General features: G+C 72.4%; 19 protein-coding genes. 17 read left to right on the forward strand and 2 right to left on the reverse strand.

Going from position 1 to position 26678, the window contains the following annotated elements; genetic code table 11:
• Nucleotides 1–28: 28 nt before the first annotated feature.
• On the reverse strand, nucleotides 29–1465 hold the full coding sequence (locus IE316_RS07445; protein ID WP_190203355.1) for a PLL family lectin: 1437 nt from the start codon (nucleotides 1463–1465) through the stop codon (nucleotides 29–31).
• A gap of 204 nt (nucleotides 1466–1669) precedes the next feature.
• Here IE316_RS07445 and IE316_RS07450 point away from each other — a divergent pair, with 204 nt between their 5' ends.
• The 4 genes from IE316_RS07450 to IE316_RS07465 all read left to right on the forward strand — a co-directional run bounded on the left by IE316_RS07450 (nucleotide 1670) and on the right by IE316_RS07465 (nucleotide 7911).
• Nucleotides 1670–3331: a carboxylesterase/lipase family protein gene (locus IE316_RS07450; protein WP_229910248.1), complete on the forward strand. Its 1662-nt coding sequence runs from the start codon at nucleotides 1670–1672 to the stop codon at nucleotides 3329–3331.
• 143 nt (nucleotides 3332–3474) lie between these two features.
• The gene (locus IE316_RS07455; RefSeq protein WP_190203356.1) at nucleotides 3475–4143 is read left to right on the forward strand and encodes a Type 1 glutamine amidotransferase-like domain-containing protein; all 669 of its coding nucleotides are present in this window, start codon (nucleotides 3475–3477) and stop codon (nucleotides 4141–4143) included.
• A 182-nt stretch (nucleotides 4144–4325) separates the two neighbouring features.
• The gene (locus IE316_RS07460) at nucleotides 4326–5066 is read left to right on the forward strand and encodes a PIG-L deacetylase family protein (RefSeq protein WP_190203357.1); all 741 of its coding nucleotides are present in this window, start codon (nucleotides 4326–4328) and stop codon (nucleotides 5064–5066) included.
• Between the two features lie 532 nt (nucleotides 5067–5598).
• Nucleotides 5599–7911, forward strand: a complete 2313-nt coding sequence (locus tag IE316_RS07465) for a beta-L-arabinofuranosidase domain-containing protein (protein WP_190203358.1) — start codon at nucleotides 5599–5601, stop codon at nucleotides 7909–7911.
• A 115-nt stretch (nucleotides 7912–8026) separates the two neighbouring features.
• Here IE316_RS07465 and IE316_RS07470 read toward each other — a convergent pair whose 3' ends face one another.
• Entirely contained in the window at nucleotides 8027–8518 is a 492-nt protein-coding gene (locus IE316_RS07470) for a winged helix-turn-helix transcriptional regulator (RefSeq protein ID WP_190203359.1), read from the reverse strand.
• A gap of 101 nt (nucleotides 8519–8619) precedes the next feature.
• Here IE316_RS07470 and IE316_RS07475 point away from each other — a divergent pair, with 101 nt between their 5' ends.
• From IE316_RS07475 to IE316_RS07535, 13 genes are all read left to right on the forward strand, one after another.
• Nucleotides 8620–9117, forward strand: coding sequence for a tautomerase family protein (locus IE316_RS07475; RefSeq protein ID WP_190203360.1), 498 nt, complete (start codon nucleotides 8620–8622; stop codon nucleotides 9115–9117).
• Between the two features lie 242 nt (nucleotides 9118–9359).
• Nucleotides 9360–10736 (forward strand): extracellular catalytic domain type 1 short-chain-length polyhydroxyalkanoate depolymerase, encoded by a 1377-nt coding sequence (locus IE316_RS07480; RefSeq protein WP_373311103.1) that lies wholly within the window; start codon nucleotides 9360–9362, stop codon nucleotides 10734–10736.
• A 162-nt stretch (nucleotides 10737–10898) separates the two neighbouring features.
• Nucleotides 10899–11426, forward strand: a complete 528-nt coding sequence (locus tag IE316_RS07485; RefSeq protein ID WP_190203362.1) for a hypothetical protein — start codon at nucleotides 10899–10901, stop codon at nucleotides 11424–11426.
• Entirely contained in the window at nucleotides 11423–12505 is a 1083-nt protein-coding gene (locus IE316_RS07490; RefSeq protein WP_229910250.1) for an AraC-like ligand-binding domain-containing protein, read from the forward strand. Before IE316_RS07485 ends, IE316_RS07490 begins: the two co-directional genes overlap by 4 nt.
• A gap of 510 nt (nucleotides 12506–13015) precedes the next feature.
• Complete coding sequence (locus IE316_RS07495) at nucleotides 13016–13711, forward strand: peptidoglycan recognition protein family protein (RefSeq protein ID WP_190203363.1); 696 nt, start codon at nucleotides 13016–13018, stop codon at nucleotides 13709–13711.
• Between the two features lie 199 nt (nucleotides 13712–13910).
• Complete coding sequence (locus tag IE316_RS07500; RefSeq protein WP_190203364.1) at nucleotides 13911–15035, forward strand: alpha/beta fold hydrolase; 1125 nt, start codon at nucleotides 13911–13913, stop codon at nucleotides 15033–15035.
• Nucleotides 15025–17592: a GMC oxidoreductase gene (locus IE316_RS07505; protein WP_190203365.1), complete on the forward strand. Its 2568-nt coding sequence runs from the start codon at nucleotides 15025–15027 to the stop codon at nucleotides 17590–17592. Before IE316_RS07500 ends, IE316_RS07505 begins: the two co-directional genes overlap by 11 nt.
• Entirely contained in the window at nucleotides 17589–18470 is an 882-nt protein-coding gene (locus IE316_RS07510) for an SDR family NAD(P)-dependent oxidoreductase (protein WP_190203366.1), read from the forward strand. The genes IE316_RS07505 and IE316_RS07510 overlap by 4 nt, the downstream gene beginning before the upstream one ends.
• Before the next feature lie 508 nt (nucleotides 18471–18978).
• Nucleotides 18979–22638 (forward strand): nitrate reductase subunit alpha, encoded by a 3660-nt coding sequence (locus tag IE316_RS07515; RefSeq protein WP_190203367.1) that lies wholly within the window; start codon nucleotides 18979–18981, stop codon nucleotides 22636–22638.
• 1 nt (nucleotide 22639) lies between these two features.
• Entirely contained in the window at nucleotides 22640–24271 is a 1632-nt protein-coding gene (narH, locus tag IE316_RS07520) for a nitrate reductase subunit beta (protein WP_229910251.1), read from the forward strand.
• The gene (gene narJ / locus IE316_RS07525; RefSeq protein WP_190203368.1) at nucleotides 24268–24876 is read left to right on the forward strand and encodes a nitrate reductase molybdenum cofactor assembly chaperone; all 609 of its coding nucleotides are present in this window, start codon (nucleotides 24268–24270) and stop codon (nucleotides 24874–24876) included. Before narH ends, narJ begins: the two co-directional genes overlap by 4 nt.
• A complete protein-coding gene (gene narI, locus IE316_RS07530; protein ID WP_190203369.1) occupies nucleotides 24873–25610 on the forward strand; it encodes a respiratory nitrate reductase subunit gamma in 738 nt (245 codons plus the stop codon). The genes narJ and narI overlap by 4 nt, the downstream gene beginning before the upstream one ends.
• Nucleotides 25607–26659, forward strand: coding sequence for a tellurite resistance/C4-dicarboxylate transporter family protein (locus tag IE316_RS07535; RefSeq protein WP_190203370.1), 1053 nt, complete (start codon nucleotides 25607–25609; stop codon nucleotides 26657–26659). The genes narI and IE316_RS07535 overlap by 4 nt, the downstream gene beginning before the upstream one ends.
• Nucleotides 26660–26678: the final 19 nt, after the last annotated feature.

Consider the following 26678-nt stretch of genomic DNA (forward strand, 5'->3'; position numbering starts at 1 on the left):
GCGAGAGGTGTGAGAGGTTCCGGGGGTGTCAGAGGGGTTGCCAGTCGTGCCAGGTGCTGCCCGGCTGGTGCTGCCAGCGGTGGTGCACGCCGCCGGGATTGTTGGCGACGATCTCCAGACGGCCGTCACGGTTGCGCAGGGCCTGGATGAAGTACCCCCCGCCCCCGAAGTCCTGCCACGGCCGCCACGCCCCCGACAGATCCACCTGATAATTGTGCTGAAGGAGATCGTCGTTCATCGCGAACACCTCCAGCCGCCCGTCATGCGACTCCACCACCGCCAACCGCGCCCCCGACGGACCCCCCAACGGCTGCCACTCGAACCAGTCACCACCCGGCGTGTTCTGCCACCGATGATGAACCCCACTGGAATTGGACGCGAACACCTCCAACCGGCCGTCATGATTACGCCCCACCGCCACATGCTCACCCCCCAACCCGAAATCCACCCACTGCCGCCACGCCCCCGACAGATCCACCTGACAGGTATGCCGGAAAATCTCATCAGTCAGAGCGAACACCTCCAACCGCCCGTCCGACGCCGGCGCCACCGCAAGCCGCGCACCCCCCGGCCCACCCAACGGACACCACTCATGCCACGTACCACCCGGCGACTCGTGCCACCGATGATGCACCCCACTGGAATTGGACGCGAACACCTCCAACCGGCCGTCATGATTACGCCCCACCGCCATATGCTCACCCCCACCCCCGAACGTGTACCAATCCGCCCACTCCCCCGACGCCTTCACCTGATACCGATGCAAGAACGTCTCCCCATTCATCGCGAACAACTCCAACCGGCCGTCCGGCGCCGCCGACAACCCGATCGTCGCCGACCCCGGCCCCCCGAACGCCCGCCACCCCGACCACGCACCACCCACCTCCACCTGAAACGTGTGATACACCTGATCCACCGCCGCATGAAACACCTCCACCCGACCATCCACCGACAACCCCACCGCCAACCGCTGCCGCCGATCCGGCACCACCGGACCGTTCCACCAACTGGTCTCCTTGCGGGCCCCGGCCCAGGAGAAGCTGAAGTGGATGTGGTCGGTGTGGGGGTTGGCGCCGCGGTAGGGCTGCCATCCGGCGTCGGGGCGGTTGGCCATCCAGATGTGCCGGTTCCAGATCATGTACATGATGCCGAAGCGGCGGGCGAGGGCGTGCGGGTTGCCGTGCCGGTCGGTGGCGTGGAGCCAGCCGATCAGGTCGTCGGCGAGGTTGCCCTGGTTGCGGGCGCTCACGCCCCAGTCCCAGGCGCGGCCCTCCTTGTGTTCGCTCTGGCCTCCGCTGCCGCAGGCCCTGCTGATCCCCAGGTCGGTCGTGCCGGGGTAGGCATCGAGCACCAGGTCGCGGAAGGCGAGCAGCCCGGGTTTCGCACCGGGGTCGCAGTCGCGTTGCGGGTCGTAGGGCGCGTAAGGGTCGATGTCGGGGCCGAAATCGGGTGTCGTCGGCGCCATGCCGGGCTCCTTCGGGCTGTCTCCCCCGCCCGGTGCGAGGGTCCGTACCCCTGGTGCGCGTGATCGGAACACGCGGGCCGCCAGACGCGATCGCGCGCCCCTCGCACGACCGGACCGCCCGGCCGGGGCGCGAGCCGCGGCCGATCAGGTCACCGTCGGCGCGTCCGCGCGCCGGGGCCCATGGCCACGAGGAAGGCTTCCGCCGTGACGCATCGCAGCACGTTCCGCCGCCCGTACGTCGTGATGACGGTCGGTGTCCTGACCCTCTCCACGCTGATGTCCGCCTCCGCGGCCGCCACCGCGCGCCTCGCCCAGCACACCGGTCAGGGCGGTGCCGCCGTCGGAGAGACGGTGCGCACGCGGGCGGGGCTGGTGGCGGGGACCCGGTCGGGCGCGTACCGCGTCTTCCGGGGCATCCCCTACGCGGGCGCCCCCAAGGGGCCTCACCGGTGGGCCCCGCCCCGGCCCGTACCGCCCTGGAAGGGCGTCAGGGACGCGACCAAGCCGGGGCCGCTGTGCCCGCAGGTGCCCTCCCCGTACGCGCCGAGCGCCAGCACGGAGGAGGACTGCCTGGTCCTCGACGTCACCACACCGCCGGCGGCCGACCGGCGGCGGCCCGCGCCCGTGCTGGTCTGGATCCACGGGGACGGTGCCGTGGGCGGCGGCTCCTTCTTCGACGGGCGCCGACTGGCCGGGCGGGGACTGGTGGTCGTCAGCATCAACTACCGTCTCGGTGTCTTCGGCGGCCTGGCCCTGCCCGGACTGGAGGGGTCCGGCACCTTCGGACTGCGGGACCAGCAGGCGGCGCTGAGATGGGTACGGGACAACGCGCGCGCCTTCGGCGGTGACCCCGGCAATGTCACCGTGGCCGGGGTGTCCTTCGGCGCCTCCGCCATCGCCGGGCACCTGACCTCTCCCGCGTCCGAGGGCCTCTTCCACCGGGCCGTCATGGCGAGCGGCGAAGGCATGATGGACATGCCGGCCGGTGCGATGGGTCCGGATGTGCCGGGATACCCGTGGTACGTCTGGCGCAGCGCCCGGGAGATGGAGGACATCACGACCGAGATGACCTCGTCCCTCGGCTGCCGCGACGACCGGCCCGAGCGCACCCTCGCCTGCCTGCGCGCCCTGCCGGTGAAGACGATCCTGGAGGTGCCGTACATCATGAACGCCTTCCAGGGCTTCGGCTACGGGAACGCCACGCTCCCCCAACTGCCGCCCACGGCCCTGCGCGCGGGACGCTTCCACCATGTGCCCGTCCTGTCGGGGGCCACCCTGGACGAGCACCGCCTCTTCGTCGGGATGACGTACGACGCGGTGGGCAGGCCGTTCACCGAGGCCGACTACGATCGCGCGCTGCGCACCGCCTTCGGCGCGCGGTCGGCCGGTCGGGTGCGGGAGGAGTACCCGACGACGGCCTTCCCCTCCCCCGCCCTGGCCTGGGCCGCCGTCATCACCGACCGCATGTGGGCGCGCGGCACCCAGACCATGCACGACACCCTGGCACGGCATGTGCCGGTGTACGCCTACGAGTTCGCCGACCGTCGGGCGCCGATGTTCCTGCCGTTGCCAGGTGACTTCGACTTCGGCGCGTTCCACTCGGCGGACATCCCCTACCTGTTCGAGGACGAGGCGGCCGAACCGCGGTTCACCCCGCGGCAGCGCGCGCTGTCGGCGACGATGACCCAGTACTGGGCCGCGTTCGCCCGCACCGGCGCGCCGCACGGCCCCGGGTTGCCCGGCTGGCCCGTCTACCGCCCCGGAGACGCCGGCCGACCGTATACACAGTCGCTGGCACCGCGTCGTATCGGCCCCGTCGACTACCACCGCACGCACCACCTCGGCTTCTGGAACCGCATCTCCTGACCGGACCCCTCGACAACCGGTACGTGAACGCACGGGGCCGAAGCCACATGGGGAACGCCCCGTTGGGGCGGCTCGCGGCCGCTGGGTCCAGGCACGCGCGGGAGGCTTTGCGCCGGCTCGGTGAGCCGTGCTTGGCTCGCCCCATGAACCTCATGTTGACGGCATCCGGTGTGCGCAACGCGACACTGCGGGATGCCCTGCGGGACATGCTGGGCAAGCCGTTCGGATCGGCGAACGTGGTGTACGTTCCCACGGCGTCGGTCGCCGAGCCCGGGGACCACGAGTGGCTGATCGCCGACATCAACCGGCTGCACGGTCTCGGCTGGCGGGAGTTCGACATCCTCGAACTGAACGGCCTGCCCCGGCAGATGGTGCTCGACCGGCTGCTCCACGCCGATGTCATCTACGTCAGCGGCGGCAACCACTACCACCTCGCGCGCAGCATCACCGGCAACGGCCTGGCCGACGGCTTCCTGGAGGCGCTGGAGAGCCGCGTCTACGTGGGGTTCAGCGCCGGATCGATGATCTTCAGCCGTCACCTCACCGGCCACTCCGCCGACGTCATCGGGGACACCGCGGACCTCCACGCGCTCGGCACGACGACCCTGGAGCCGCCGTTCGGCCTCTTCGACTGGTACCTCAAGCCGCACCTGTACTCACCGGACTTCCCCGAACGGGACGACGCCTGGGCCGATCGCATCGCCGCGCGGGCGGACTTCCCGGTCTACTTCATCGACGACGACACGGCCGTCCGTGTCCGGGACGGCAAGGTGGATGTCGTCACGGAAGGGCGGTGGCGGTTCCACCCGTGACCCGGAGTACGCGCGGAGGACGGCCCCGGACGGGGCGGTGCGGCGCCCACGGCATACGGCTGCCGAAAGGCCCGGCGGCCACCCGCTCCGTCTGATCCCCCACCCGTCCGCCCCGGAAAGGCATCCGCGTGGCCACCCCCGCTCCCCCACCCTCGGAACCGGCGCCGCCTTCGCTGCTCGGCGTGTTCGCCCACCCCGACGACGAGAGCCTCCTGGCCGGCGGCGTGCTCGCCCAGCACGCCGCCGGCGGTGCCCGGACGGCGGTCGTCACCGCGACCTGGGCACCCGGCAGCCCGCGGGCCGGCGAACTCGCCGACGCCCTGGCCGTCCTGGGCGCCGGCACCCCACGTCTGCTCGGCTACAACGACGCCCGCAACCGCGAGGCAGCCCCCGGCCGGCCCCGACTCGTCGACGTTCCCCTCGACGAGGCAGTCGGCCGCCTCGTCGCCCACATCCGTGACGTCCGACCCGACATCGTCGTCGGACACGACGCCCTCGGCCAACTGACCGGCCACCCCGACCACGTACGCGCGCATCAGATCACCCTGCTCGCCGTCGAAGCGGCCGGTCTCGCCCACCTGCATCCCGACGCGGGGCCGCCCTGGCAGCCGGCCGCGCTGTACGCCGCCACACATCCCGAGTCCGGCGTCGGCCTGCTCGGGCCGCTGCTGGAGGGGGTGGGCAAGTCCGTCCTCGCGGTCCCGGACTCGTACGTGACCACCAGCGTCGACGTCACTCCTTGGGCCGGCGTGAAGTGGCGCGCGATCCTCGCCCACCGCAGCGAGACCGAACGCGAACGGGCACTTCCTGGCATTCTCGCCCGCTTGCCGGAGGCGGATCGCATCCAGATCATCCGCACCGAGCACTTCACCCGCCTCACCCCCGGCCCCGCGAAAAGCCACCCGACCCGTCTGGCCATCTGACCCGCCGCCCCGCGCAGCACGCGGTCAGTGCACCGCTTCACGGTGTTGTACTCCCCCAGCCGTCGCCTACGGCACGGACGATGGAAGATGTCCGGACCGTTGACGGCCCGTTACCCACCGCACTATGGTCTCGTCGATCCAGCGAACACCGTTCGAAATAACGAACACAAGAATCGCTCGTCCCGCTCTCGCAGTCCCTCGCGCGCCCAGCCACCGCCAGCACGCTCCGACGGCGCGGCATGAGCCACGCCCCACTGCGCTCGACTCCCCTCCCCGCACGAGGAGATGTTCATGCGTGTCCGTACCGGACCTCGTCACGCGCCACGGTGCTCCCGAGCCGCACACCCCCCGGACGCCCCATCGCTCCGATGGCGGTACGGCGGCGGGGCCGCCATCGCGATCGTCCGAACCGCCGCCGTGCCCGCCCCCACCGCGGACGTCTCTCCCTCAAGCCCGCCCTCACCGCGGCCGCCGGGCTCGCCGGTCCCCGTCCTGACCTGACCCGCCCGCCCCTCCGCACGAAAGGCCCAGCATGTCCCTGTCCTTCAGCAGACGTCAGGTCCTCCAGCTCGCGGGAACCGCGGTCGCCGCCTCCGCCGTCGGCCCCCTGCTCGGCGGTTCCGCGGCACGGGCGGCGACCCTCCCGCCGGTCCGCGCCGACATCGGGACCAAGGCGCTCCCCTTCGACCTCGGCCAGGTCACGCTGACCGCGAGCCGGTGGCTGGACAACCAGAACCGCACCGCCGCCTACCTCAGGTACGTCGACGCCGACCGGCTGCTGTACACCTTCCGCGCCAACCACGGCCTGTCCACGAAGGGCGCCGCCGCCGTCGGCGGCTGGGAGGCACCCACCTTCCCGTTCCGCAGCCACGTCCAGGGCCACTTCCTCACCGCCTGGGCGCAGTTGTACGCCGTGACGGGCGACACGGTGGCCCGGGACAAGGCGTTGTACATGGTCGCGGAGCTGGCCAAGTGCCAGGCCAACAACAGTGCCGTGGGTTTCACCGCCGGCTATCTGTCCGGCTACCCCGAGTCCGACTTCGCGGCCCTCGAGGCCCGCACCCTGAGCAACGGCAATGTGCCGTACTACACCGTCCACAAGACCATGACCGGTCTGCTGGACGTGTGGCGGCACCTCGGCAGCACCCAGGCCCGCGATGTGCTGCTGGCCCTCGCGAGCTGGGTCGACACCCGCACCGGCCGGCTCACCACCGCGCAGCGGCAGGCCATGCTGGAGACCGAGTTCGGCGGCATGAACGCGGTCCTCACCGACCTCTGCCAGCAGACCGGCGACACCCGGTGGCTGACCGTCGCCCAGCGCTTCGACCACGCCGCGGTCTTCGATCCGCTGGCGGCGGGCCGGGACGCCCTGGCCGGGCTGCACGCCAACACCCAGGTGCCGAAGTGGATCGGCGCGGTACGGGAGTACAAGGCCACCGGCACCACCCGGTACCGCGACATCGCCACCACCGCGTGGAACCACTGCACCGGCTCGCACACCTATGCCATCGGCGGCAACAGCCAGGCCGAGCACTTCCGCGCCCCGAACGCCATCGCCGGGTACCTGACCAACGACACCTGCGAGAGCTGCAACACCGTCAACATGCTCAGCCTCACCCGGGAGCTGTTCACGCTGACTCCGGACCGGGCCGAGCTGTTCGACTACTACGAGCGGGCGTGGCTCAACCACATCATCGGCAACCAGAACCCGGCCGACGCCCACGGCCACATCACCTACTTCACCCCGCTCAAGCCCGGCGGCCGGCGCGGCGTCGGCCCGGCGTGGGGCGGCGGCACCTGGAGCACCGACTACGGCACCTTCTGGTGCTGCCAGGGCACCGGCGTGGAGGTCCACACCCGGCTGATGGACTCCGTCTACTTCCACTCCGGCACCACGCTCACCGTCAACATGTTCGTGCCGTCGGTGCTGACCTGGAGCCAGCGCGGCATCACCGTCACCCAGACCACCTCCTACCCGGCGAGCGACACCACGTCCCTGCGGGTCACCGGTGACGTGGGCGGCACCTGGGCGATGCGGATCCGCATCCCGGGCTGGACCACCGGCGCCACCGTCAGTGTCAACGGCGTGGCGCAGAACATCGCCACCACCGCCGGGAGTTACGCCACCCTCACCCGGTCCTGGACGTCCGGCGACACCGTCACCGTACGCCTGCCCATGCGGACGACACTGCGGCCGGCCAACGACAACCCGGCCGTCGCCGCGGTCACCTACGGCCCGGTCGTCCTGTCCGGCGACTACGGCGACACCGCGCTCAGTGCCCTCCCCACCCTCGACACCTCCTCGATCAAGCGGACCAGCAGCACCGCGCTCTCCTTCACCGCCACCGCCAACGGGAGCACCGTCGCCCTCAAGCCCTTCCACGACGCGCACGGCCACAACTACACCGTCTACTGGCGGACCAGCGGCCTGTCCACCGTCCGGGTCGCCAACGCGGCCAGCGGCCTGGTGCTGGGCATCCAGGACATGTCCACCGCCGACGGAGGCCGGGCCCTGCAGTGGCACGACAGCGGAACGGCCGACCACGACTGGGAGCTGGTCCCCGACGGCGACGCCTTCCGGTTCCGCAACGTCCACAGCGGCAAAGTGCTCGGCGTGCTGAACATGTCCACCGCCGACAACGCCACCGTCCTGCAGTGGGCGGACAACGGCACCGCCGACCACCGGTGGACCCTGCTCGACCAGGGCGACGGAACCTGCAAGATCCGCAACGCGCACAGCGGGAAACTGCTCGCCGTCGCGAACGACTCCACCGCCGTCGGCGCCTTCGTGGTCCAGGCTCCCGATGACGGCACGGCCGACAACCGGTGGCGGATCGTGCGGTGACCACCGTCCGGTGTTCCGTGTACGCTCTGGCGGGCGGCGCACGGAACACCGGTGGGTGTCAGTCCTCGACCGCGCCGATGTGACACCCATCGCCCCGGGGACCGGTCCTTGGATCTCAGGGGCCTTCCACGAAGCGTGCGCCCGGTCCGGGGGTGCGGCAGATGTCGTCCGGGGCGAGGTGGCTGTGTCCCGCGGCGCACTCGAGGACGACCTTGACCGGCTCGTCGCAGGAGTCCGTGCCGTCGACGGGCCGGTGCCGGACGATGACCGACGGGCCCTGCGGGTCGGCGAGGTACCTGTCGCCCCATTCCAGGAGCGCCACGAGCGTGGGCCGCAGCGCCCGGCCCTGCTCGGTGAGTTCGTAGCCGAAGCGCTGCCGGTCCCCGGGCTCCTGGTAGGGCACGCGGCGCATCACCCCCGCGGTCACCAAGGTCTCGAGGCGAGTCGCCAGGAGGTTCCTGGCGATGCCGAGACGGGAGTGGAACTCTCCGAACCGGCGCGCGCCGTCCAGCGCTTCACGGACGATCAGCAGCGACCAGCGCTCTCCCACCACCGAGAGGGCGCGCGCCACCGAACAGTTCACCGGGTCGATCCGCCGCGTCTCCATGGGACGAGTGTACCCATCTGGGTTTACAAGCTGAACTCAGCCCTCGTAGGCTCCATCTGAGTTGAAAAACTAAACTCACGAACTGACGAGGGAGACCCGGCATGCCCATGCTCGACGTGTACATTCCCGACGGCGCGCTCCAGCCGGACGCCGAGGCGGCGCTGCTGAACCGCATCACCGAGATCCTCATCCGCAACGAGGGGTTCGACCCCGCCGACCCGGTGACCCGTTCCGTCTCCTGGCTCTGGCTGCACCGCCCGGCCGGCGTCTACGTCGGCGGCGAACCCGCGGACGCGCCCCGCTACAAGGTCGTTCCCTCCGTCCCCGAGGGCCAGCTCGACGAGCACAAGCGGGCGCGGGTCGTCGCCGAGGTGACCGAGGCCATCCTCGACGCGGAGGGCGGTGCCTGGCCGCGGGACGCCGGCCGGATCTGGGTCTTCCCCACCGAGATCCCCGAGGGTCACTGGGGCGGCCGGGGCCGGATCACACCGCTCACGGCGATCCTCGCCCGCCTCACCGGCGACGACACCGAGCGGGCCCGTACGCTCGCACGTGAGCGGATCGCCGCCACCCGGGCCGAACACGCCCGCCTGCCCTGACGAGCGGCTCCGACGGCACGGTTTCCGCTCAGGCACCGCCCGCGACGGTACGCCGCTTCCCGTGACCGGCCGCTCGGCGCCGACTCCTCCGTCTCGTCCAGGTCGGCGTGCTCACGGGCGCGGCACGTGCGTGCGGGCCGTGCCGAGCAGGCGTGAACGTCTTGCGCGCGGCGTCCGTGTGACGGTGTGGGAGCGCTTCCATGGCGGCCGTGCGCCCGCCGGCGTGCCGGCGCTCCCCAGCGATGATCCGAGCCGCGACAGGAAGGGACGACCCCGTGTCCGTCACCGCAGGCAACACCGCGAGGAGACCACTGCGATCCAAGCTCGTCGCGCTCTACGGAGCGCTGGTGCCACTGCTCGCCGCGCTGCTCCTCGGCGCGCCCCCGGCCGCCGCCCGTACCGACGCCGCCACCGCCGCCGCCGCCGACGTGCCGTACGCGTCCCTCACCGAGGTCACCAACTTCGGCAGCAATCCCAGCAATCTCCAGATGTACCTGTACGTCCCGGAGAAGGTCGCCGCCAACCCGGCGGTCCTGGTCGCCGTCCACTACTGCACCGGCTCCGGGCCGGCGATGTACAGCGGCACCGAGTACGCCTCGCTCGCCGACCGCTACGGCTTCATCGTCGTCTACCCGTCCGTCACCCGGGCCAGCAAGTGCTTCGACGTCTCCTCGCCGGCGGCTCTGCGGCGCGGCGGCGGCAGCGACCCGGTCGGCATCAAGTCGATGGTCGACTGGGTGCTCGGCACCTACCACGCCGATCCCAAGCGGGTCTTCGCCACCGGCATATCCTCCGGCGCGATGATGACCAACGTGCTGCTCGGCGTCTACCCCGACGTCTTCGCCGCCGGCGCCGCCTTCGCCGGAGTCCCGTTCGGCTGCTTCGCCACCACCGACGGCTCCGAGTGGAACAGCGCCTGCGCCAACGGCACCGTGATCCGCACCCCGCAGCAATGGGGCGATCTGGTCCGCAACGCCTACCCCGGCTACACCGGCCCGCGCCCCCGCATGCAGCTCTGGCACGGCACCCAGGACGACACGCTGCGCTACCCGAACTTCGGTGAGGAGATCAAGCAGTGGACGAACGTGCTGGGCGTCAGCCAGACCCCGGCGTCCACCGACAGCCCCGCCGCCAACTGGACCCGCACCCGCTACGGCGCCACCGGTGACCGCGCGCCGGTCGAGGCCATCAGCCTCCAGAGCGTCGGGCACAACGTGTACGCCTACGGCATGGGCGCCCGCGTGCTCACCTTCTTCGGCCTGGACGGCCAGACCCCCGGCCCAGGGCCCGAGCCCCAGCCGTCCGGCTGCAAGGTGAGCGCGAGCACCACCGCCTGGAACACCGGCCTGACCGCCTCCGTGGCCATCACCAACACCGGCACCACCGCGATCAACGGCTGGAAGCTCGGCTTCACCCTGCCCGGCGGCCAGAACATCACCAACGGCTGGGGTGCCACGTACGCCCCGTCCTCCGGCGCGGTGACCGCGACCAATGTCTCGTACAACGGCACGATCGCGCCGAACGCCACCGTGACGATCGGCTACCAGGCGACGCACAGCGGCAACAGCGGAGCACCGACTTCCTTCACCCTCAACGGGAGCGCCTGCACGACCACCTGAGCGAACAGCCCGGCCGGCCCGCCGTGATCCGGCGGGCCGGCCGGGCCGGGGCCTTGTCCGGCCTGAGCAGTTGAGGTCAGGAAGGGACGGTGGTATTTGTCGTGTTCAGTGCAATAGAGCCGCCGCTGCCGGGTGGCAGCCCGGGACCCGGAGGTGCTGAGGGTGATCGGAAGCGTGCTCCGCGGTGCGGGGCTGTCCGCGTCCGGACCGTCCGGGCGGCGGCGGGAGACATCGTTCGCCCAGTCCCCGGGCACGACGGACGCGCTGACCGCTGCACGGGCGTCCGCCCGTGGCGGCTCCGGCGCCCCGTTGTCCCAGTGCCGCACCCACCTGCTGGGGAACAGTGCCGCCCGCGAAGCCTCGGACGCCCCTCGGCTGCGCGTTGCCGTCGTCGCCCTGCTGCTGCCGCCGCCGCTGGGGCCGGCGCGGACGCCCGAAAAGCCAGAACACGCCTCGACCTCGCGTCCCGCCCGCCTCATCGACGTCATCGCCGCGCACCGGGACTTCCGATGCCCAGCCGAGTTCACCCGGGCCCTCCGCACCGCCTACGGCACCACGCCTCGCACTCACCGGCACGCGGCCCCGCACCAGCAGCCCAGCCGTCCGCCGGGCGGCCCGGCCGGTTCCGTTCCGCCGCCGACCCCGTCACCGGGCGCCGGCATCGCTCCCCGGCCCGCGGCGGACCAGTGATCACCACCCGTCTGCACACCGACGACCTGCCCCGCCCTGACCGGTTCACGTGGTGGCACGACATGACGGTCGCCACGCTGTTGCCGACCGTGCTGCGCACCGCCCGCGCCGACGACTTCCGCGCCACAGCCGACATCCTCGACCTCGGCGCCGCACAGATCACCACGATGTCCTACCTGCCGGTGACCAGTACCCGCACCCCCGAACTGATCCGGCAGCGCGACCCCGAGTACTGGCAGCTCTCGCTGACCCTGCGCGGCACCATGACACTGTCCCAGGCCCGCAACGACACGGTGCTGCACGCCGGCGACCTGGCGCTGTACGACTCCTCCCGGCCCTTCGGCGGAGAGACCCGCTGCGATGACGGAGCCGTGCGCCACGTCGTCGCGCACCTCCCGAAAGCCGCGCTGCCCGTCCGACCCGACCTGGTCGACCGGCTGCTGGCCACTCGCCTGACCGGCGACCAAGGCTTCGGTGCACTCCTCGTTCACTTCCTCACCCAGGTGACCACCAAGGCGGGCCACTACCGACCCACCGACGCCGCCCGGCTGTCGACCGTGCTGACCGACCTGCTGGCCGCCACCGTCGCCCAGCACCTCGACAGGCCCGGGGTTCCTCCCCCCGACACCCGCGGCCACGCCTTGCTGCTGCACGTGCGCGCCTTCATCCTCCAGCGGCTGGACGACCCCGGCCTCTCTCCCGCCGGCATCGCCGCCGCCCATCACATCTCCCTGCGTACCCTGCACCGCCTCTTCCAGCAGCAGGACACCACCGTGGCCGCCTTCATCCGCCACCAGCGCCTCGAACACGCGCGCCGCGATCTGGCCGACCCGCTCCTGGCCCCGCGCCCCATCCACGCCACCGCGGCACGCTGGGGTTTCGCCCACCCCAGCGACTTCACCCGGGCCTTCCGCACCGCCTACGGCACCACGCCCCGCGACTACCGGCGCGCCGCTCACGCAGCGCATGGCACCACCGGCCGGCCGGAAGGCACCCGAGGCGCTCCCGGCTGGCCGTCCGACCAGGACCGTCCTACCGTGCCGCCCCGGGTTCCGCCGACCACGGTGGCACGCTCCTGAGCGGGCGCCGCCTCGAGGGTGGCCATCGGTTCTGGTCGAACTCACTCCTCGCGATCGCCACCCGGCCGGCCGCCTTGCTGCCGTCGGCGTCCGCGTACACGCGTTTCCCCGAGAAACCGCCGCGTGTTCGAAGCGCCACCCAGCGCATCGGCGGCCTCCCGGCGACCGCGAAAGGGGAGACCGGCACGTCGAACACGGCGCCACCCGCGTCGGCGCGACCGGCGCCGTGGCCGCCCGGCCAGGCGCCGACGGCGTCGAGGCGAAGGAGGCCACTGCGGCCGACGCGGCCGCGACCGTTCATCAGTGGCACGCGGTGTCAAGGACATGGCGCGGAGCGCTGATGCGTTCCCGTCCGCTCGTACGGAAGGGTCCGGGTCGAGAGAGGGGGACGTCCAGGTGCGTGGAGTCCGGACAGGGGGATTCATCTCTCCGCTTGACTGAATACGCCCTGAACCCGTCGTCACGCTTTCACTGTGCGGCCGGCAAAAACACGGATCAAAGGGGGACAGGATGGCACCATCGGAAAACCCGCGCTGGCAGTCGACCGAGCGAGAATGGGCCCAGCGGACCGAGACGGTAGGCGGACAGAAACTCATCGGTGCACAGGGAAAACAGGATCAGGAGTCCGCCGACGCGGCACCGCGTATCCCTCGGTTCGTCTCCCGCAGAGAGTGGAAGGCCGAGGACCCCGCGCAGACGGACACCGTCAACTTCTGGCCCGAGTGGGGCGGCATCGCGATCCACTACGAGGGTCCCGGCAAGGAACTGAAACCGCAGCACACCCCCGACAACAAACCGCCCCATTTCGACGACTGCTACTACCAGGTGCGGCGCATCCAGCACGAGCACATGCACCCGCTGCCGATCATCGGCGGCGAGAAGTACTGGGACATCGCCTACAACTACCTGGTCTGTCACCACGGTTACACCTTCGTGGGGCGCGGTCTCGGCTTCCAGCCGGGTGCCAACGGCAGCCAGTACAACAACCAGCGCTACTACGCCATCTGCGGTTTGATCGGGGCCGACGACCCCGCGCCGCCGCAGGCGATGCTGGACGAGATCAAGGCCGTCGCCGACTGGGTACGGGCGTACGACCAGGCGGGTGCCAACATCAAGGGCCGCCATGTCAAGGGACACCGGGACCTCTTCGACACCAAGTGCCCCGGCCAGCTCTACCCGTACATCGGGAAAGGCACCTTCGACTGACGCAGCGGGCCGGTGCTCCGGTCCGGCTCCGCGCCCCGTGGGAACGCGGCCCCGGTGCCGGCGGGAAGCCCGGCTGAGAGGCGAGTCAATCAGCCGGGGGACGACTTCAGGCCGAAGCCGTCGCCAGCGTCCGTGCAGGACGGCGCGTCGGTCGTACGTGCGGACCGGCGGTCGCAGGCCGGCGCGGCAAAGGGGGACCATGGACGGCACTTCGACGACGAGCGGGGCCATCGCGCGGTACGGCCTGGACGGTGTACCGGACGCCAGGACGTCCGTGCACCCCTTCACCACCGCCGACGGCCTCGGCCTCCAGATGCTCCGTTTCCGCCGCGAGCCCGGCGCCGACGTGGTCCTGCTCGTGCACGGGCTGACCTCCTCCAGCGACATGTTCGTGATGCCGGAACACCGCAACCTGGTGGGATACCTCCTGGACCACGGCTTCGGCGAGGTCTGGACGCTCGACTTCCGGATGAGCAACCGCTTCCCCTACAACACCGAGCCCCACCGGTACACCCTCGACGACATCGCCCTGTACGACCATCCGGCCGCGCTGGCCGAACTGCGCCGCCATGTCGGTGACCGGCGCGTACACGTCGTCGCGCACTGCATGGGGGCGATGACGTTCGCGATGAGCCTGTTCGGCGGCGCGGTCACCGGCATCACCAGCATGACGGCGCTGAGCGTCGCCCTGGTGGCCAGGGTGCCGTCGTGGTCCCGGGCCAAACTGGAACTGGGTCCCGTGCTGGCCGGACGGCTCGGCGGGCTGCGCTACCTCGATCCGCGCGGCGCCCACGACACCCCGTTCACCCCGGGCTGGCTGCTGTCCCACCTGGTGTCACTGGCGCACCAGGAGTGCGACAACCCGGCCTGTCACATGGCGAGCTTCATGTGGGGCAGCGGCTGGCCGGCCCTGTACCTGCACGGCAACCTCGCGCCCGAGACCCACGAGCGCATCGCCGATCTGCTCGGGCCCAGCGGGCTGTCCTACTACCGGCACCTGCGCAAGGTGGTCCGGGCCGGTCACGCCGTGAAGTACGCCCCGGCCGATCCCCGGTACCGGGCCCTGCCGGACGACTACCTCGCGCACGCGGCCCGCAACCGGACACCCGTGCTGCTGATGACGGGCGACCGCAACCACGTGTTCGGCGACTCCAACGTCCGGTGCCACCGGCGACTGGCCGCACACGGCGCGGACCGGTACGAACTGTGCGTCGTCCCCGGCTACGGGCACCAGGACCTGGTCATCGGCAAGGACGCGGACCGGGACGTCTTCCCGCACCTGCTCGACTTCCTCGTGCGCCGGGCGGCCCGACATGAGCACTGACGGCAGGACATCCGGCGGCGCCACCGGGCCCGAGCACGTCGACACGGTGGTGATCGGCTCGGGCTTCGGCGGCTCCGTGAGCGCCTACCGACTGGCCGCGGCCGGGCTCTCGGTCGTCGTCCTGGAACGCGGACGCGCCCACGCGCCCGGCCAGTTCCCCCGTACCCCCGAGGAGCTGGGCCGGGCGTTCTGGGCCCCGGCCGACGGTCTGCACGGCCTGTTCGACGTGCGCAGCTTCCGTGCCTTCGACTCGGTGGTGGCCGCCGGGCTGGGCGGCGGGTCCCTGATCTACGCCAACGTGCTGCTACGCAAGGACGAGCACTGGTTCGCCGACGCACAGCCCCTGCCCGGCGGCGGACACGAGTCCTGGCCGCTGGGCCGCGCGGACCTCGAACCCCACTACGACGCCGTCGAGAAGATGCTCGGCGCCACCCCCTACCCGCTGGACCGGACGCCGTACGACGACACGCCCAAGGCGCACGCCCTGCGGGCCGCCGCGGACCGGCTCGGGCTGGAGTTCCGGCTGCCCCCGCTGGCCGTCAGCTTCGCCCCGAGTCCGGCCGCCGACCCCGTACCCGGCCGGCCGCTCGACCCGCGGCCGTACGGGAACCTGCACGGCGCGGGGCGCCGGACCTGCCGTCTCACCGGCGCCTGCGACCTGGGCTGCAACGAGGGCGCGAAGAACACCCTCGACCACACCTACCTCTCCGCCGCCCGGCACCACGGAGCGGACCTGCGTACGGGCCACGAGGCGCTGCGCGTCCGGGCGCTGCCCGGCGGTGGCTACGCGGTGGACTACGTACGCCACGACACCACGGCGGGGCCGCGCGGGCGGGCGGCCGGGCCCACGCGCGCCACGCTCAGGTGCGACCGGCTGATCCTGGCGGCCGGCACCTACGGCACCACGTATCTGCTGCTGCGCTCGCGCACACACCTGCCCGCGCTCTGCCCCGCCCTGGGCACCCGGTTCTCCACCAACGGCGACCTCCTGGGCTTCGCGGTCAACGCCCGTGCGGACGGCCGCCCCCGCCCGCTGCTGCCCAGCCGGGGCCCCGTCATCACGGCCTCGCTGCGGCTGCCCGACGCGCTGGACGACGGCACGGGAGCCGCCTCGGGCGCGGCGTCCGAGCGCGGCGGATACATCGAGGACGGCGGCTATCCCGAGTTCGTGCAGTGGCTGGTGGAGAGCGCGCGGGTGCCGCAGGGGCTGTCGCGGGCCACGCGGTTCGCGCTGGGCCGGGTCCGTGCGCGGCTGACGGCCTCTCCGGACCCGGCGCTGTCCAAGGAGCTGTCCGACCTCCTGGGCCGGGGCCTGCTCTCCAGCACCTCCCTGCCGCTGCTCGGCATGGGGCGCGACATCCCGGACGGCGTGATGACACTGCGCGACGGACGGCTCGACGTGGCCTGGACCATGGACGCCTCGGCCGCGTACTTCCGGCGTCTGCGCGCCCATATGCGGGACACGGCACGGGCCATGGGCGCCGCCTATGCCGACAACCCCCTGTGGTACACCCGCAGGGTCGTCGCGGCTCATCCGGTGGGCGGCGCCCCCATGAGCCGCCACCCGGACGCCGGGGTGTGCGACCCGTTCGGCGAGGTGCACGGCCATCCCGGCCTGTACATCGCGGACGGCTCGGCCCTGCCCGGCCCGGTGGGCACCAACCCGTCGCTCACCATCGCGGCGCTGGCCGACCGCATGAGCGAGCGCCTGCTGGAGACCCGTACGGTCCGCAGGGCATCCCGGCCGGTGCCGGCGCGCCCGGCCGGAAACGACGAGCACCCACCGGCCGTCGGCGGCGTTGACGAGCCCTCACCGGCCGTCGGCGGGAACGGCGAGCACCCACCGGCCGTCGGCGGGAACGGCGAGCACCCACCGGCCGTCGGCGGGAACGGCAAACACCCACCGGCCGCCGACAGCAATGACGTACCCCTACCGGCCGTCGCACGCCGGTACACCCCGGCCACCTCGCTGGTCTTCACCGAGTCGATGAGCGGCCACTACACGCCCCTGGCCGAGCACCCCTGCGCCCCACCGGCCACCGGGCATGCGCCGTCGTCCCTGCGCTGCTCCGCACGGCTGACGGTGACGGTGGACGACGTACCGGCGTTCCTGGCGGACCCGGATCACGAGGCGCGGGTGGACGGCTGGCTCGACCTGCCGGGGCACGGCGGCCGCCGCCCGCTGCTCGACGGGCGGCTGGCCCTCTTCCCGGCGGACGACCTGGGCACCGGGACCGGCCGCACCATGGAGTACCGGCTGAGCCTGACCGACGGTGTGGGGCGCGGCCTGCTCTTCGCGGGCCGCAAGCAGCTCACCGAGGGTGCCCCGGCCGGGCTGTGGCGGGAGACGACGACGCTGCCCTTCCGGCTGAGCACACGGGACGGCGCGAACGGCACGGCCGCCACCGGTACCCTGCGGCTGGGTCCGCTGGACTTCGCCCGGCAGCTCGCGAGCTTCCGGGTGTCCGGGTTGGGCGCCCCGGCGGCGGTGGGCGGGTTCGGCCGGTTCTTCCTGCGCGGACTGCGGCACATCTACCTCCGAGGGAGCCCCGCATGACACACCGTCCCGACGGCAGTCCCGAGACCCCCGCCCCGGACCCGGCACCCAGGACCGTCGTCATCACCGGCGCCAGCGACGGCATCGGCGCCGAGGCCGCACGCCAACTGCACCACCGCGGTCACCGCGTCGTCGTGGTCGGCCGCTGTCCGCGCAAGACCCACGCCGTCGCCGACGAGCTGGGCGCCGACCGTCATGTCGCCGACTTCGCCCGCCTCGACGACGTCCGGCGGCTCGCCGCCGAGCTGCGCGCGGCGTACCCCCGCATCGACGTCCTGGCGAACAACGCGGGCGGCATCTTCGGCGACCGCACCCCGACCGCCGACGGCTTCGACCTCGTCTTCCAGGTCAACCATCTCGCGCCCTTCCTCCTCACCCGCCTGCTCCTGGACCGCCTCCTCGCCTGCCGGGCGTCGGTGATCCAGACGTCCAGTGCCGCGGCACGCCTGTTCGGCGAGGTCGTCCCCGAGGACCTCGGCCGCGTCACGCACCACTCCCCGCAGCGCGCCTACGGCACCGCCAAGCTGGAGAACATCCTCTTCACCCAGGAACTGCACCGCCGCTACCACGACCGGGGACTGTCCTCCGCCGCCTTCCACCCGGGCGTCGTCTCCTCCCACTTCGCCTCGGCCCCGGGCACCTTCCTGCGGCACGTGTACGGCAACCCCGTCGCCCGCCGGCTGATGACCACACCGCGGCGGGCCGCGCGCCACCTCGTCTGGCTCGCCACCACCCGCCCCGGCGTGGACTGGACCTCGGGCACCTACTACGAGCGGCGCAGGCCCGCCAGGCACCCCCACCCCCAGACCCGCGACCCGCGTATCGCCCGCCACCTGTGGGACACGAGCGAGCGCCTCCTCGCCCTCGGCCACAACTGATACGGCCGACCCGAAAGCGCCTCCCGACCCATCGGGCAGCACACGTGTGCGCGCTCGCCCACCCCCACCAGGACGGCACCCGCACCCCTGCCGCCCACCCGCGCGAAGCGAACGCGCCATCGCCACCCCGCACACCGCAATCACCCCGCAGCGGGGGCACCGCCGGACCTTCGCACGTGGTCGCGGCGCGTCAGGTCGGCCCACCGGCCGGCGTCTCCGCCGTCGCGGCTCGCCTCCGCGGACCCAGGCCCGGAAAGATCGTATACGGCATATGCCATGCACCGGCCTATCTCTCCCCTGACCAGTGACGGAGCGTGCCGATTGTTGTGGTGAGGTTTCCAGCACGTCAGGGGCCGCAAAACCCGGAGAAAAATAAGTTCTAGACACAACAAACTGGCCAAAAACAGATCCACATCGGGCGACCGGAAGGGGGAGTCTGGCTTCCGCTCGTCAGCGGGTGAGTGCGCTGAGTGAGCGTGGTGAGCACTGTCCGCGAGGGGAGTCAGACGTGGGACGTGGCAAGGCCGAAGCCGAGCGGATCGCGGCGGATGCGGCGGAACGGCTCTTCGCGGTGGGGCAGTCACTGCGGCGGGCACCGGTCACGCCGGAGCGGCGGGCGGTGTTCGAGCTGGAGCAGCAGGTCAACGACGCGCCGTACCGGGAGCGCTGGGCGCACGACAAGGTGGTGCGCTCCACCCACGGGGTGAACTGCACCGGCTCCTGCTCGTGGCAGGTGTACGTCAAGGACGGCCTGATCACCTGGGAGACACAGGCGACCGACTACCCCTCGGCCGGTGCGGACCGGCCCGACTACGAGCCGCGGGGCTGCCCGCGGGGGGCGGCGTTCTCCTGGTACACCTACTCCCCCACGCGGGTGAAGTACCCCCATGCGCGCGGCGTGCTGCTGGAGCTGTTCCGGGACGCCAAGCGCCGCCACGGCGGGGACCCGGTCGCCGCCTGGGCCGAGGTGACGGGCGATCCGGAGCAGCGGCGCCGCTACCAGTCGGCGCGCGGCAAGGGCGGCCTGGTGCGCATCGGCTGGGAGGAGGCGCTGGAGATCGCCGCCGCCGCGCATGTGCACACGCTGAAGGAGTACGGGCCCGACCGCATCGCCGGCTTCTCCCCGATCCCGGCGATGTCGATGGCCTCGCACGCGGTCGGCGCCCGCTTCCACGCGCTGATCGGCGCCCCGATGCTGTCGTTCTACGACTGGTACGCGGATCTGCCGATCGCCTCACCCCAGGTCTTCGGGGACCAGACCGACGTGCCGGAGTCGGGTGACTGGTGGGACGCGGCCTACCTGATGCTGTGGGGCTCCAACGTGCCGGTGACCCGCACCCCGGACGCGCACTGGATGGCCGAGGCCCGCTACCGGGGCCAGAAGGTGGTGGTGGTCTCCCCGGACTACGCGGACGCCACCAAGTTCGCCGACGAGTGGCTGCACCCGCACCCGGGCACCGACGCCGCCCTGGCCATGGCCATGGGGCACGTGATCCTCAAGGAGTGTTTCGTCGACCGGCAGGTGCCGTACTTCACCGACTACGTCAAGCGGTTCACCGACCTGCCCTTCCTCGTCGCCCTGGACGAGCGCGCGGCGGACGGCTGTACGCCCGGGGCGTTCGTCACCGCCGTGGACCTCGGTCTGGCCCAGGACGCGGCAGGTGAGGCCCGGCGCTGGATGCCGGTCCTGTTCGACCGGGTGACGGGCGGCCCGGCGGTGCCCAACGGCACCCTGGGCGACCGCTGGGGCAAGGCGAGCGAAGGCCGCTGGAACCTGGATCTCGGTGACCTCGAACCGCTGCTGAGCCTGTACGGCCGGCCGGAGGCCGTGACGGCGCCGGTGCTGCTGCCCCGCTTCGACGGGTCCGCCGCGGCACTGCGCCGCTCGGTGCCGGCGCTGCGCGTCGGCGGGCGCCTGGTGACCACCGTCTTCGACCTGCTGCTCGCCCAGTACGGGGTGGGGCGCGAGGGCCTGGACGGACAGTGGCCGGCCTCGTACGAGGACGCCACGGTACCGTGCACCCCGGCGTGGCAGGAGGAGGTCACGTCGGTGTCCGCGACGGCGGCGGTGCGCGCGGCGCGGGAGTTCGCCCGGACCGCGGAGCGGACCCGGGGCCGCTGCATGATCGTGATGGGGGCGGGCACCAACCACTGGTTCCACTCCGACACCATCTACCGCTCGTTCCTGTCGCTGCTGCTGCTCACCGGCTGCCAGGGCGTCAACGGCGGCGGCTGGGCGCACTACGTGGGCCAGGAGAAGGTCCGGCCCTTCGCGGGCTGGCAGCAGATGGCGACGGCGTCGGACTGGGTGCGCCCCTCGCGGCAGATGGCGGGGACACCGTACTGGTACCTCCACACCGACCAGTGGCGCTACGAGAAGCACACCGCCGACGTGCTGACCTCGCCCACCGCGTCCGGCGCCCTCGCCGGGCTGCACACCGCGGACCTGATCGCGCACTCCGTCCGCAAGGGTTGGATGCCCTCCGCCCCCACCTTCTCCGCCAACCCGCTGGAGCTGGGGCGGCGCCTGCACGAGAGCGGCGCGGATCCCGCGGCCTGGCTGGCCGCCGAACGCGACGCCGGACGGCTCGCCTACGCCTGCGAGAACCCGGACGACCCGGCCAACTGGCCCAGGGTGCTCACCGTGTGGCGGGCCAACCTGATCGGGTCCTCCGCCAAGGGCAACGAGTTCTTCCTGCGGCACCTCCTGGGCGCCTCCGACAACGCCAGTGCCCAGGAGGCACCGCCCGCGAGCAGGCCCCGCGACGTCACCTGGCGGGAGGACGGGCCGCGCGGCAAGCTCGACCTGCTGCTGGCGCTGGACTTCCGCATGACCTCCACGACCCTCTTCGCCGATCTGGTCCTGCCGGCCGCGACCTGGTACGAGAAGCACGACCTGTCCAGCACGGACATGCACCCTTACGTCCACGCCTTCTCCCCGGCCATCGACCCGCCGTGGCAGGCCCGTACCGACTTCGAGATCTTCCACGGGCTCGCCACCGAGGTCGCCCGGCTGGCGAAGGGCCGCCTCGACGTGGCCCACGACCTCGTCGCCACCCCCTTGCAGCACGACACCCCGGGCGAGGCGCCGCCGGACGCGGCCACCGGGCCCCAGTTCACCGTCGTCGAACGGGACTACACCGCCATCGGCGAGAAGATGGCGGCGCTCGGACCGCTCGTCGATGAACTGGGCATCACCGTCAAGGGCGTGACCGTGCACCCCCGGCCGGAGGTCGCCCGGCTGGCCGCGCGCTGCGGGACCGCCGCCCGCGAGCCGGTGCGCGGGCGGCCCCTGCTCGACACCGACGTCAAGCTCTGCGAGGCGATCCTCGCCCTGTCGGGCACCACCAACGGCCGCCTGGCCGCCGAGGGCTTCGAGCGGCTCGCCGAACGCTGCGGCGCCGACAGCGGGTTCACGGAACTGGGCGCCTCGGTGGCCGATCGGCGGGTGGAGTTCTCCGACACCCAGGCCCGGCCCGTCCAGGTCGGCGCGAGCTTCGAGTGGTCGGGCAAGGAGAGCCCGGACCGCCGGTACGCGCCCTTCACCATCAACACCGAGCACGCCAAGCCCTGGCACACCCTCACCGGCCGCCAGCACTTCTACCTCGACCACCAGTGGATCGCCGAGTACGGGGAGCAACTGCCCGTCTACCGGCCCCCGCTGGGACTCGACGTCCTGGGTGAGACGGCCCGCGGCGAGGACGGCGGCCGGTCGGTGACGGTGCGCTACCTGACCCCGCACTCCAAGTGGTCGATCCACTCCGAGTACCAGGAGAACCTGCTGATGCAGACCCTGGCCCGGGGCGGCCCGGTCATCTGGATCAGCGTGGCCGACGCCGAGTCGATCGGCGTCGCGGACAACGACTGGATCGAAGCGGTGAACCCCAACGGAGTCGTCGTCGCCCGCGCGATCGTCTCGCACCGGATGCCCCCCGGCACCGTGTTCATGTACCACGTCCAGGAACGCCTGGTGAACGTACCCAAGTCCGAGACCACCGGCCGGCGCGGCGGCGTCCACAACGCCCTCACCCGGCTGCTGATCAAACCGACCCACCTGATCGGCGGCCACGCCCAGCTCTCCTTCGCCCCCAACTACTACGGACCCACCGGCAACCAGCGCGACGCGGTCACCGTGATCCGGCGCCGCGCCCAGAATGTGGAGTACTGACATGTCCCGTGGCGACGCACCCCTCGGCCGGGTGATGGCACAGGTCGCGATGGTGATGAACCTCGACAAGTGCATCGGCTGCCACACCTGCTCGGTCACCTGCAAGCAGACCTGGACCAACCGGCAGGGCACCGAGTACGTGTGGTTCAACAACGTCGAGACCCGCCCCGGCCAGGGCTACCCCCGCGGCTACCAGGACCAGGAGAAGTGGAAGGGCGGCTGGCACCTCAAGCACGGCAGGCTGGTGCCGCGGGCCGGCGGCCGGGCCCGCCGTCTGGCCCGGCTGTTCGCCAACCCCGAACTGCCCTCCCTGGACGACTACTACCAGCCGTGGACCTACGACTACGAGAACCTGATCTCGGCCCCCCTGGGCGACGACGTGCCCACCGCCGCGCCCCGCTCCCTGATCGACGGCCGCCCCACCGAGGTCACCTGGGGCCCCAACTGGGACGACGACCTGGGCGGCGGCCCGGCCCACCTGGCGGACGACCCCGTGCTCCAGCAGATGAACGAGCGGGTGCGCCTGGAGTACGAGCAGGCGTTCATGTTCTACCTGCCCCGGATCTGCGAGCACTGCCTCAACCCGTCCTGTGTGGCCGTGTGCCCCTCCGGCGCGCTGTACAAGCGGATCGAGGACGGCATCGTCCTGGTCGACCAGGACCGGTGCCGGGGCTGGCGCATGTGCGTGTCCGGCTGCCCGTACAAGAAGATCTACTTCAACCACCAGTCGGGCAAGGCCGAGAAGTGCACCCTGTGCTACCCGCGCATCGAGGCCGGCCAGCCGACCGTCTGCTCCGAGACCTGCGTCGGCCGGCTGCGCTACCTCGGCGTGATCCTGTACGACGCCGACCGGGTCGGCGCGGCCGCCGCCACCGAGGACGAGCGGGGCCTGTACGAGGCCCAACTGGACTGCTTCCTCGACCCCGAGGACCCGGCGGTGCGGCGCGCCGCCGAGGACGCCGGGATCCCGCACGACTGGATCACCGCCGCCCGCCGCTCCCCCGTGCACGCGCTGATCAGCACGTACAAGGTGGCGCTGCCGCTGCACCCGGAGTACCGCACCATGCCCATGGTCTGGTACATCCCCCCGCTGTCACCGGTCGTGGAGTCCCTCACCGCCACCGGCCACGACGGCGAGGACCCCGCGAAGCTGTTCGCCGCGATCGACTCCCTGCGCATCCCGGTGGAGTACCTCGCCGGGCTGTTCACCGCGGGCGACCCCGCCCCGGTGGAGGCGGCGCTGTGCCGTCTGGCGGCGATGCGCGCCCACATGCGGCGGGTCAACCTCGGCGAGCCCCAGGACCCCGCCATCGCCCGCGCCGTCGGCCTGGACGCCCCGGGCATCGAGGCGATGTACCGGCTGCTGGCGCTGGCCAAGTACGACGAGCGGTACGTCATCCCCACCGGCTACGCGGCCCGCACCCCCGAGGACGACCTCACGCAGGGGTGCAGTCTGGGCGGACACGGCGGTGTGGGCATGTTCGACGCGGACGCCTTCCACGCCCCGCTCGCGGACGCCCCCGGGCCGCGGCACGCGGGCACCTCGCTGCGCGGCCGGGTCAACCTGCTGAACTGGAACGGCCGCGGCCGCCCGGAGGGCCTCTTCCCCGGTGGCGGGGGCGGGTCCCGGTGAGCCGCCCGGTCGTCCACCAGGCCGCCGCGCTGCTGCTCGGCTACCCGGACGAGGACTGGCACGCCCGCCTGCGCACCGTACGCGCCGCGCTGGAGCCGGTGCCCGGCGCCGAGATCGGCCTGCTGCTGGCCTTCTGCGACCTGGCCGGCGAGCAGGACCCGCTGGAGTGGGCGGCCCGGTACGTCGCCACGTTCGACCGCAGCCGGCGCCGCTGCCTGTACCTGACCTACTACACCGACGGCGACACCCGGCGCCGCGGTGCGGCCCTGGCCCGCCTCAAGGCCCGCTACCGCGAGCACGGCTGGCAGCCGCCCGAGGACGAACTGCCCGACTTCCTGCCCCTGATGCTGGAGTTCGCCGCCCGCGCCCCGGAGGCCGGGACCCGTCTGCTGACCGAGTACCGGCCCGGCCTGGAACTGCTGCGCTTCGCCCTGGCCGCCTACCACAGCCCCTACGCCGACATCGTGGAAGCGGTCTGCCGCACCCTGCCCGGCCGCGGTCCCGACAGCCGCAAGGAAGCCCTCGCGCTCGCCCGGACCGGCCCGCCCACCGAGACCGTCGGCCTCCTCCCCTACCCCCCGCACCGGCAGGAGACGCCCCGGTGAACCACCTGCACACCGCCCTGTGGGGCGTACTGCCCTACCTCGTCACCGTCCTCCTGGTCACCGGCACCGCCTGGCGCTACCGCTACGACCGGTTCGGCTTCACCACCCGCTCCAGTCAACTGCACGAGAGCAGGCTGCTCGCCATCGGCGGCCCGCTGTTCCACTTCGGGCTGCTCTTCGTGGTGGCCGGTCACGTCATCGGGCTGCTGGTGCCCGAGTCGCTCACCGAAGACGTGCACATCCACGAACGGCTCTACCACGCCAACGCGCTGCTCGTCGGCGGCACCGCGGGCCTGGCCACCCTCACCGGCCTGGCCGTCCTGCTCCACCGGCGCCTGCGCGTGCCCGCCGTCCGGGCCGCCACCAGCCGCAGCGACCGCGCCGTCTACCCGGTCCTCGGCTGCGTCCTGCTGGCCGGGCTCGCCGCCACCGCCACCACCCTCCGGCCCCACCCTTACGACTACCGGCTGGGCGTCTCGGTGTGGTTCCGCTCCCTGTTCACCCTCGACCCCGACGTGTCCGCGATGGCCCACGCCCCCTTCGTGTACCAGGTGCACGCCCTGCTCGCCATGGCGCTGTTCGCGCTGTGGCCCTTCAGCCGCCTCGTGCACGCCTTCACCGCCCCGCTCGGCTACCTGACCCGCCCGTACATCGTCTACCGCTCCCGTGGGAACCGGCCGCTGCCCTCCGCCTACCGGCCGCGGCCGGCACCGCGGGCGACCCGCTCCCGGTGAAACGCCCGGCGCTGCGCGACCGGTGCCGGGAGCTGCGTCCCGCGTGCTTCGCCCCCGTCATGGCCACCGGCATCGTCTCCAAGGCCCTGGCCCAGTCCGGCGCCCGGACGGTGTCCCTGCTGCTGTTCGGCATCGCCGCCGCGCTCTACCTCGCGCTGCTGGTCGCCGCGGGCCTCAAGGCCGCGTACCACCCGGACGCCCTTCGCGCCGAACTCGCCGGCCCGGACCGCCTGTTCGGCCACTTCACCCTGGTCGCCGCCGGTGGTGTGCTGGCCGGCCGCCTCGACCACGGCACCGTCCGCCTCGCCGCCGGTGCGCTGCTGGCCCTCGCGGGCACCGTGTGGGCGGCCCTGGCCGGGGCCGCCGCCCGGCTGCTGCGCCGCGGCGCGCGCACCGCGCTCCGGCAGGCGGACGGCACCTGGTTCCTGGCCACCGTCGGCCTGCAGTCGCTCGTGCTCACCGGAGCCACTCTTTACCCCAGCCGCCCCGTCCTCGCGACCGCCCTCGCGCTGTGGACCACCGGGGTCCTGCTGTACGCGGCCACCCTCACGGCCGTGGCACGGCGTCTGCGGCACGCGCCCCCCGCGCCCGCCGACCTCGCATCGCCCTACTGGATCACCATGGGAGCCGTCGCCATCAGCGTCCTCACCGGCGCCCACCTCCTCGGTCGCACCGCGCTCCTGCCCCATCCCGCGCGGACGCCCCTGGCGGTCGCGGTGACCGGCCTGTGGGCCTGGGCCACCGCGCTGATCCCCGTCCTGCTGGCGGCGGGCGTCTGGCGGCACCGGCGGCACCGCGTCCCGCTCGGCTGCGAACCCGCCCTGTGGAGCATCGTCTTCCCCGTGGGCATGTACGCCACCGCCACCGCCCGGCTCGCCGCGGCACGCCACCTCGGCCCCCTGGCCGCCGCGCGGCACCCCCTGGCCTGGACCGCCCTGGCGGTATGGCTCACCGTCACCGCGTGCCGGCTCCACCAGGTGCTCCCCGCCACGGCGTCCCCGGCCCCGACCGGGGACCGGCCGGTCGACATGCGGGACCAGGGATCGTGAGAGCTTCCCACGTCGGCGT

The sequence above is a fragment of the Streptomyces fumanus genome (assembly GCF_014655295.1).
GTDB classification, from domain to species: domain Bacteria; phylum Actinomycetota; class Actinomycetes; order Streptomycetales; family Streptomycetaceae; genus Streptomyces; species Streptomyces fumanus.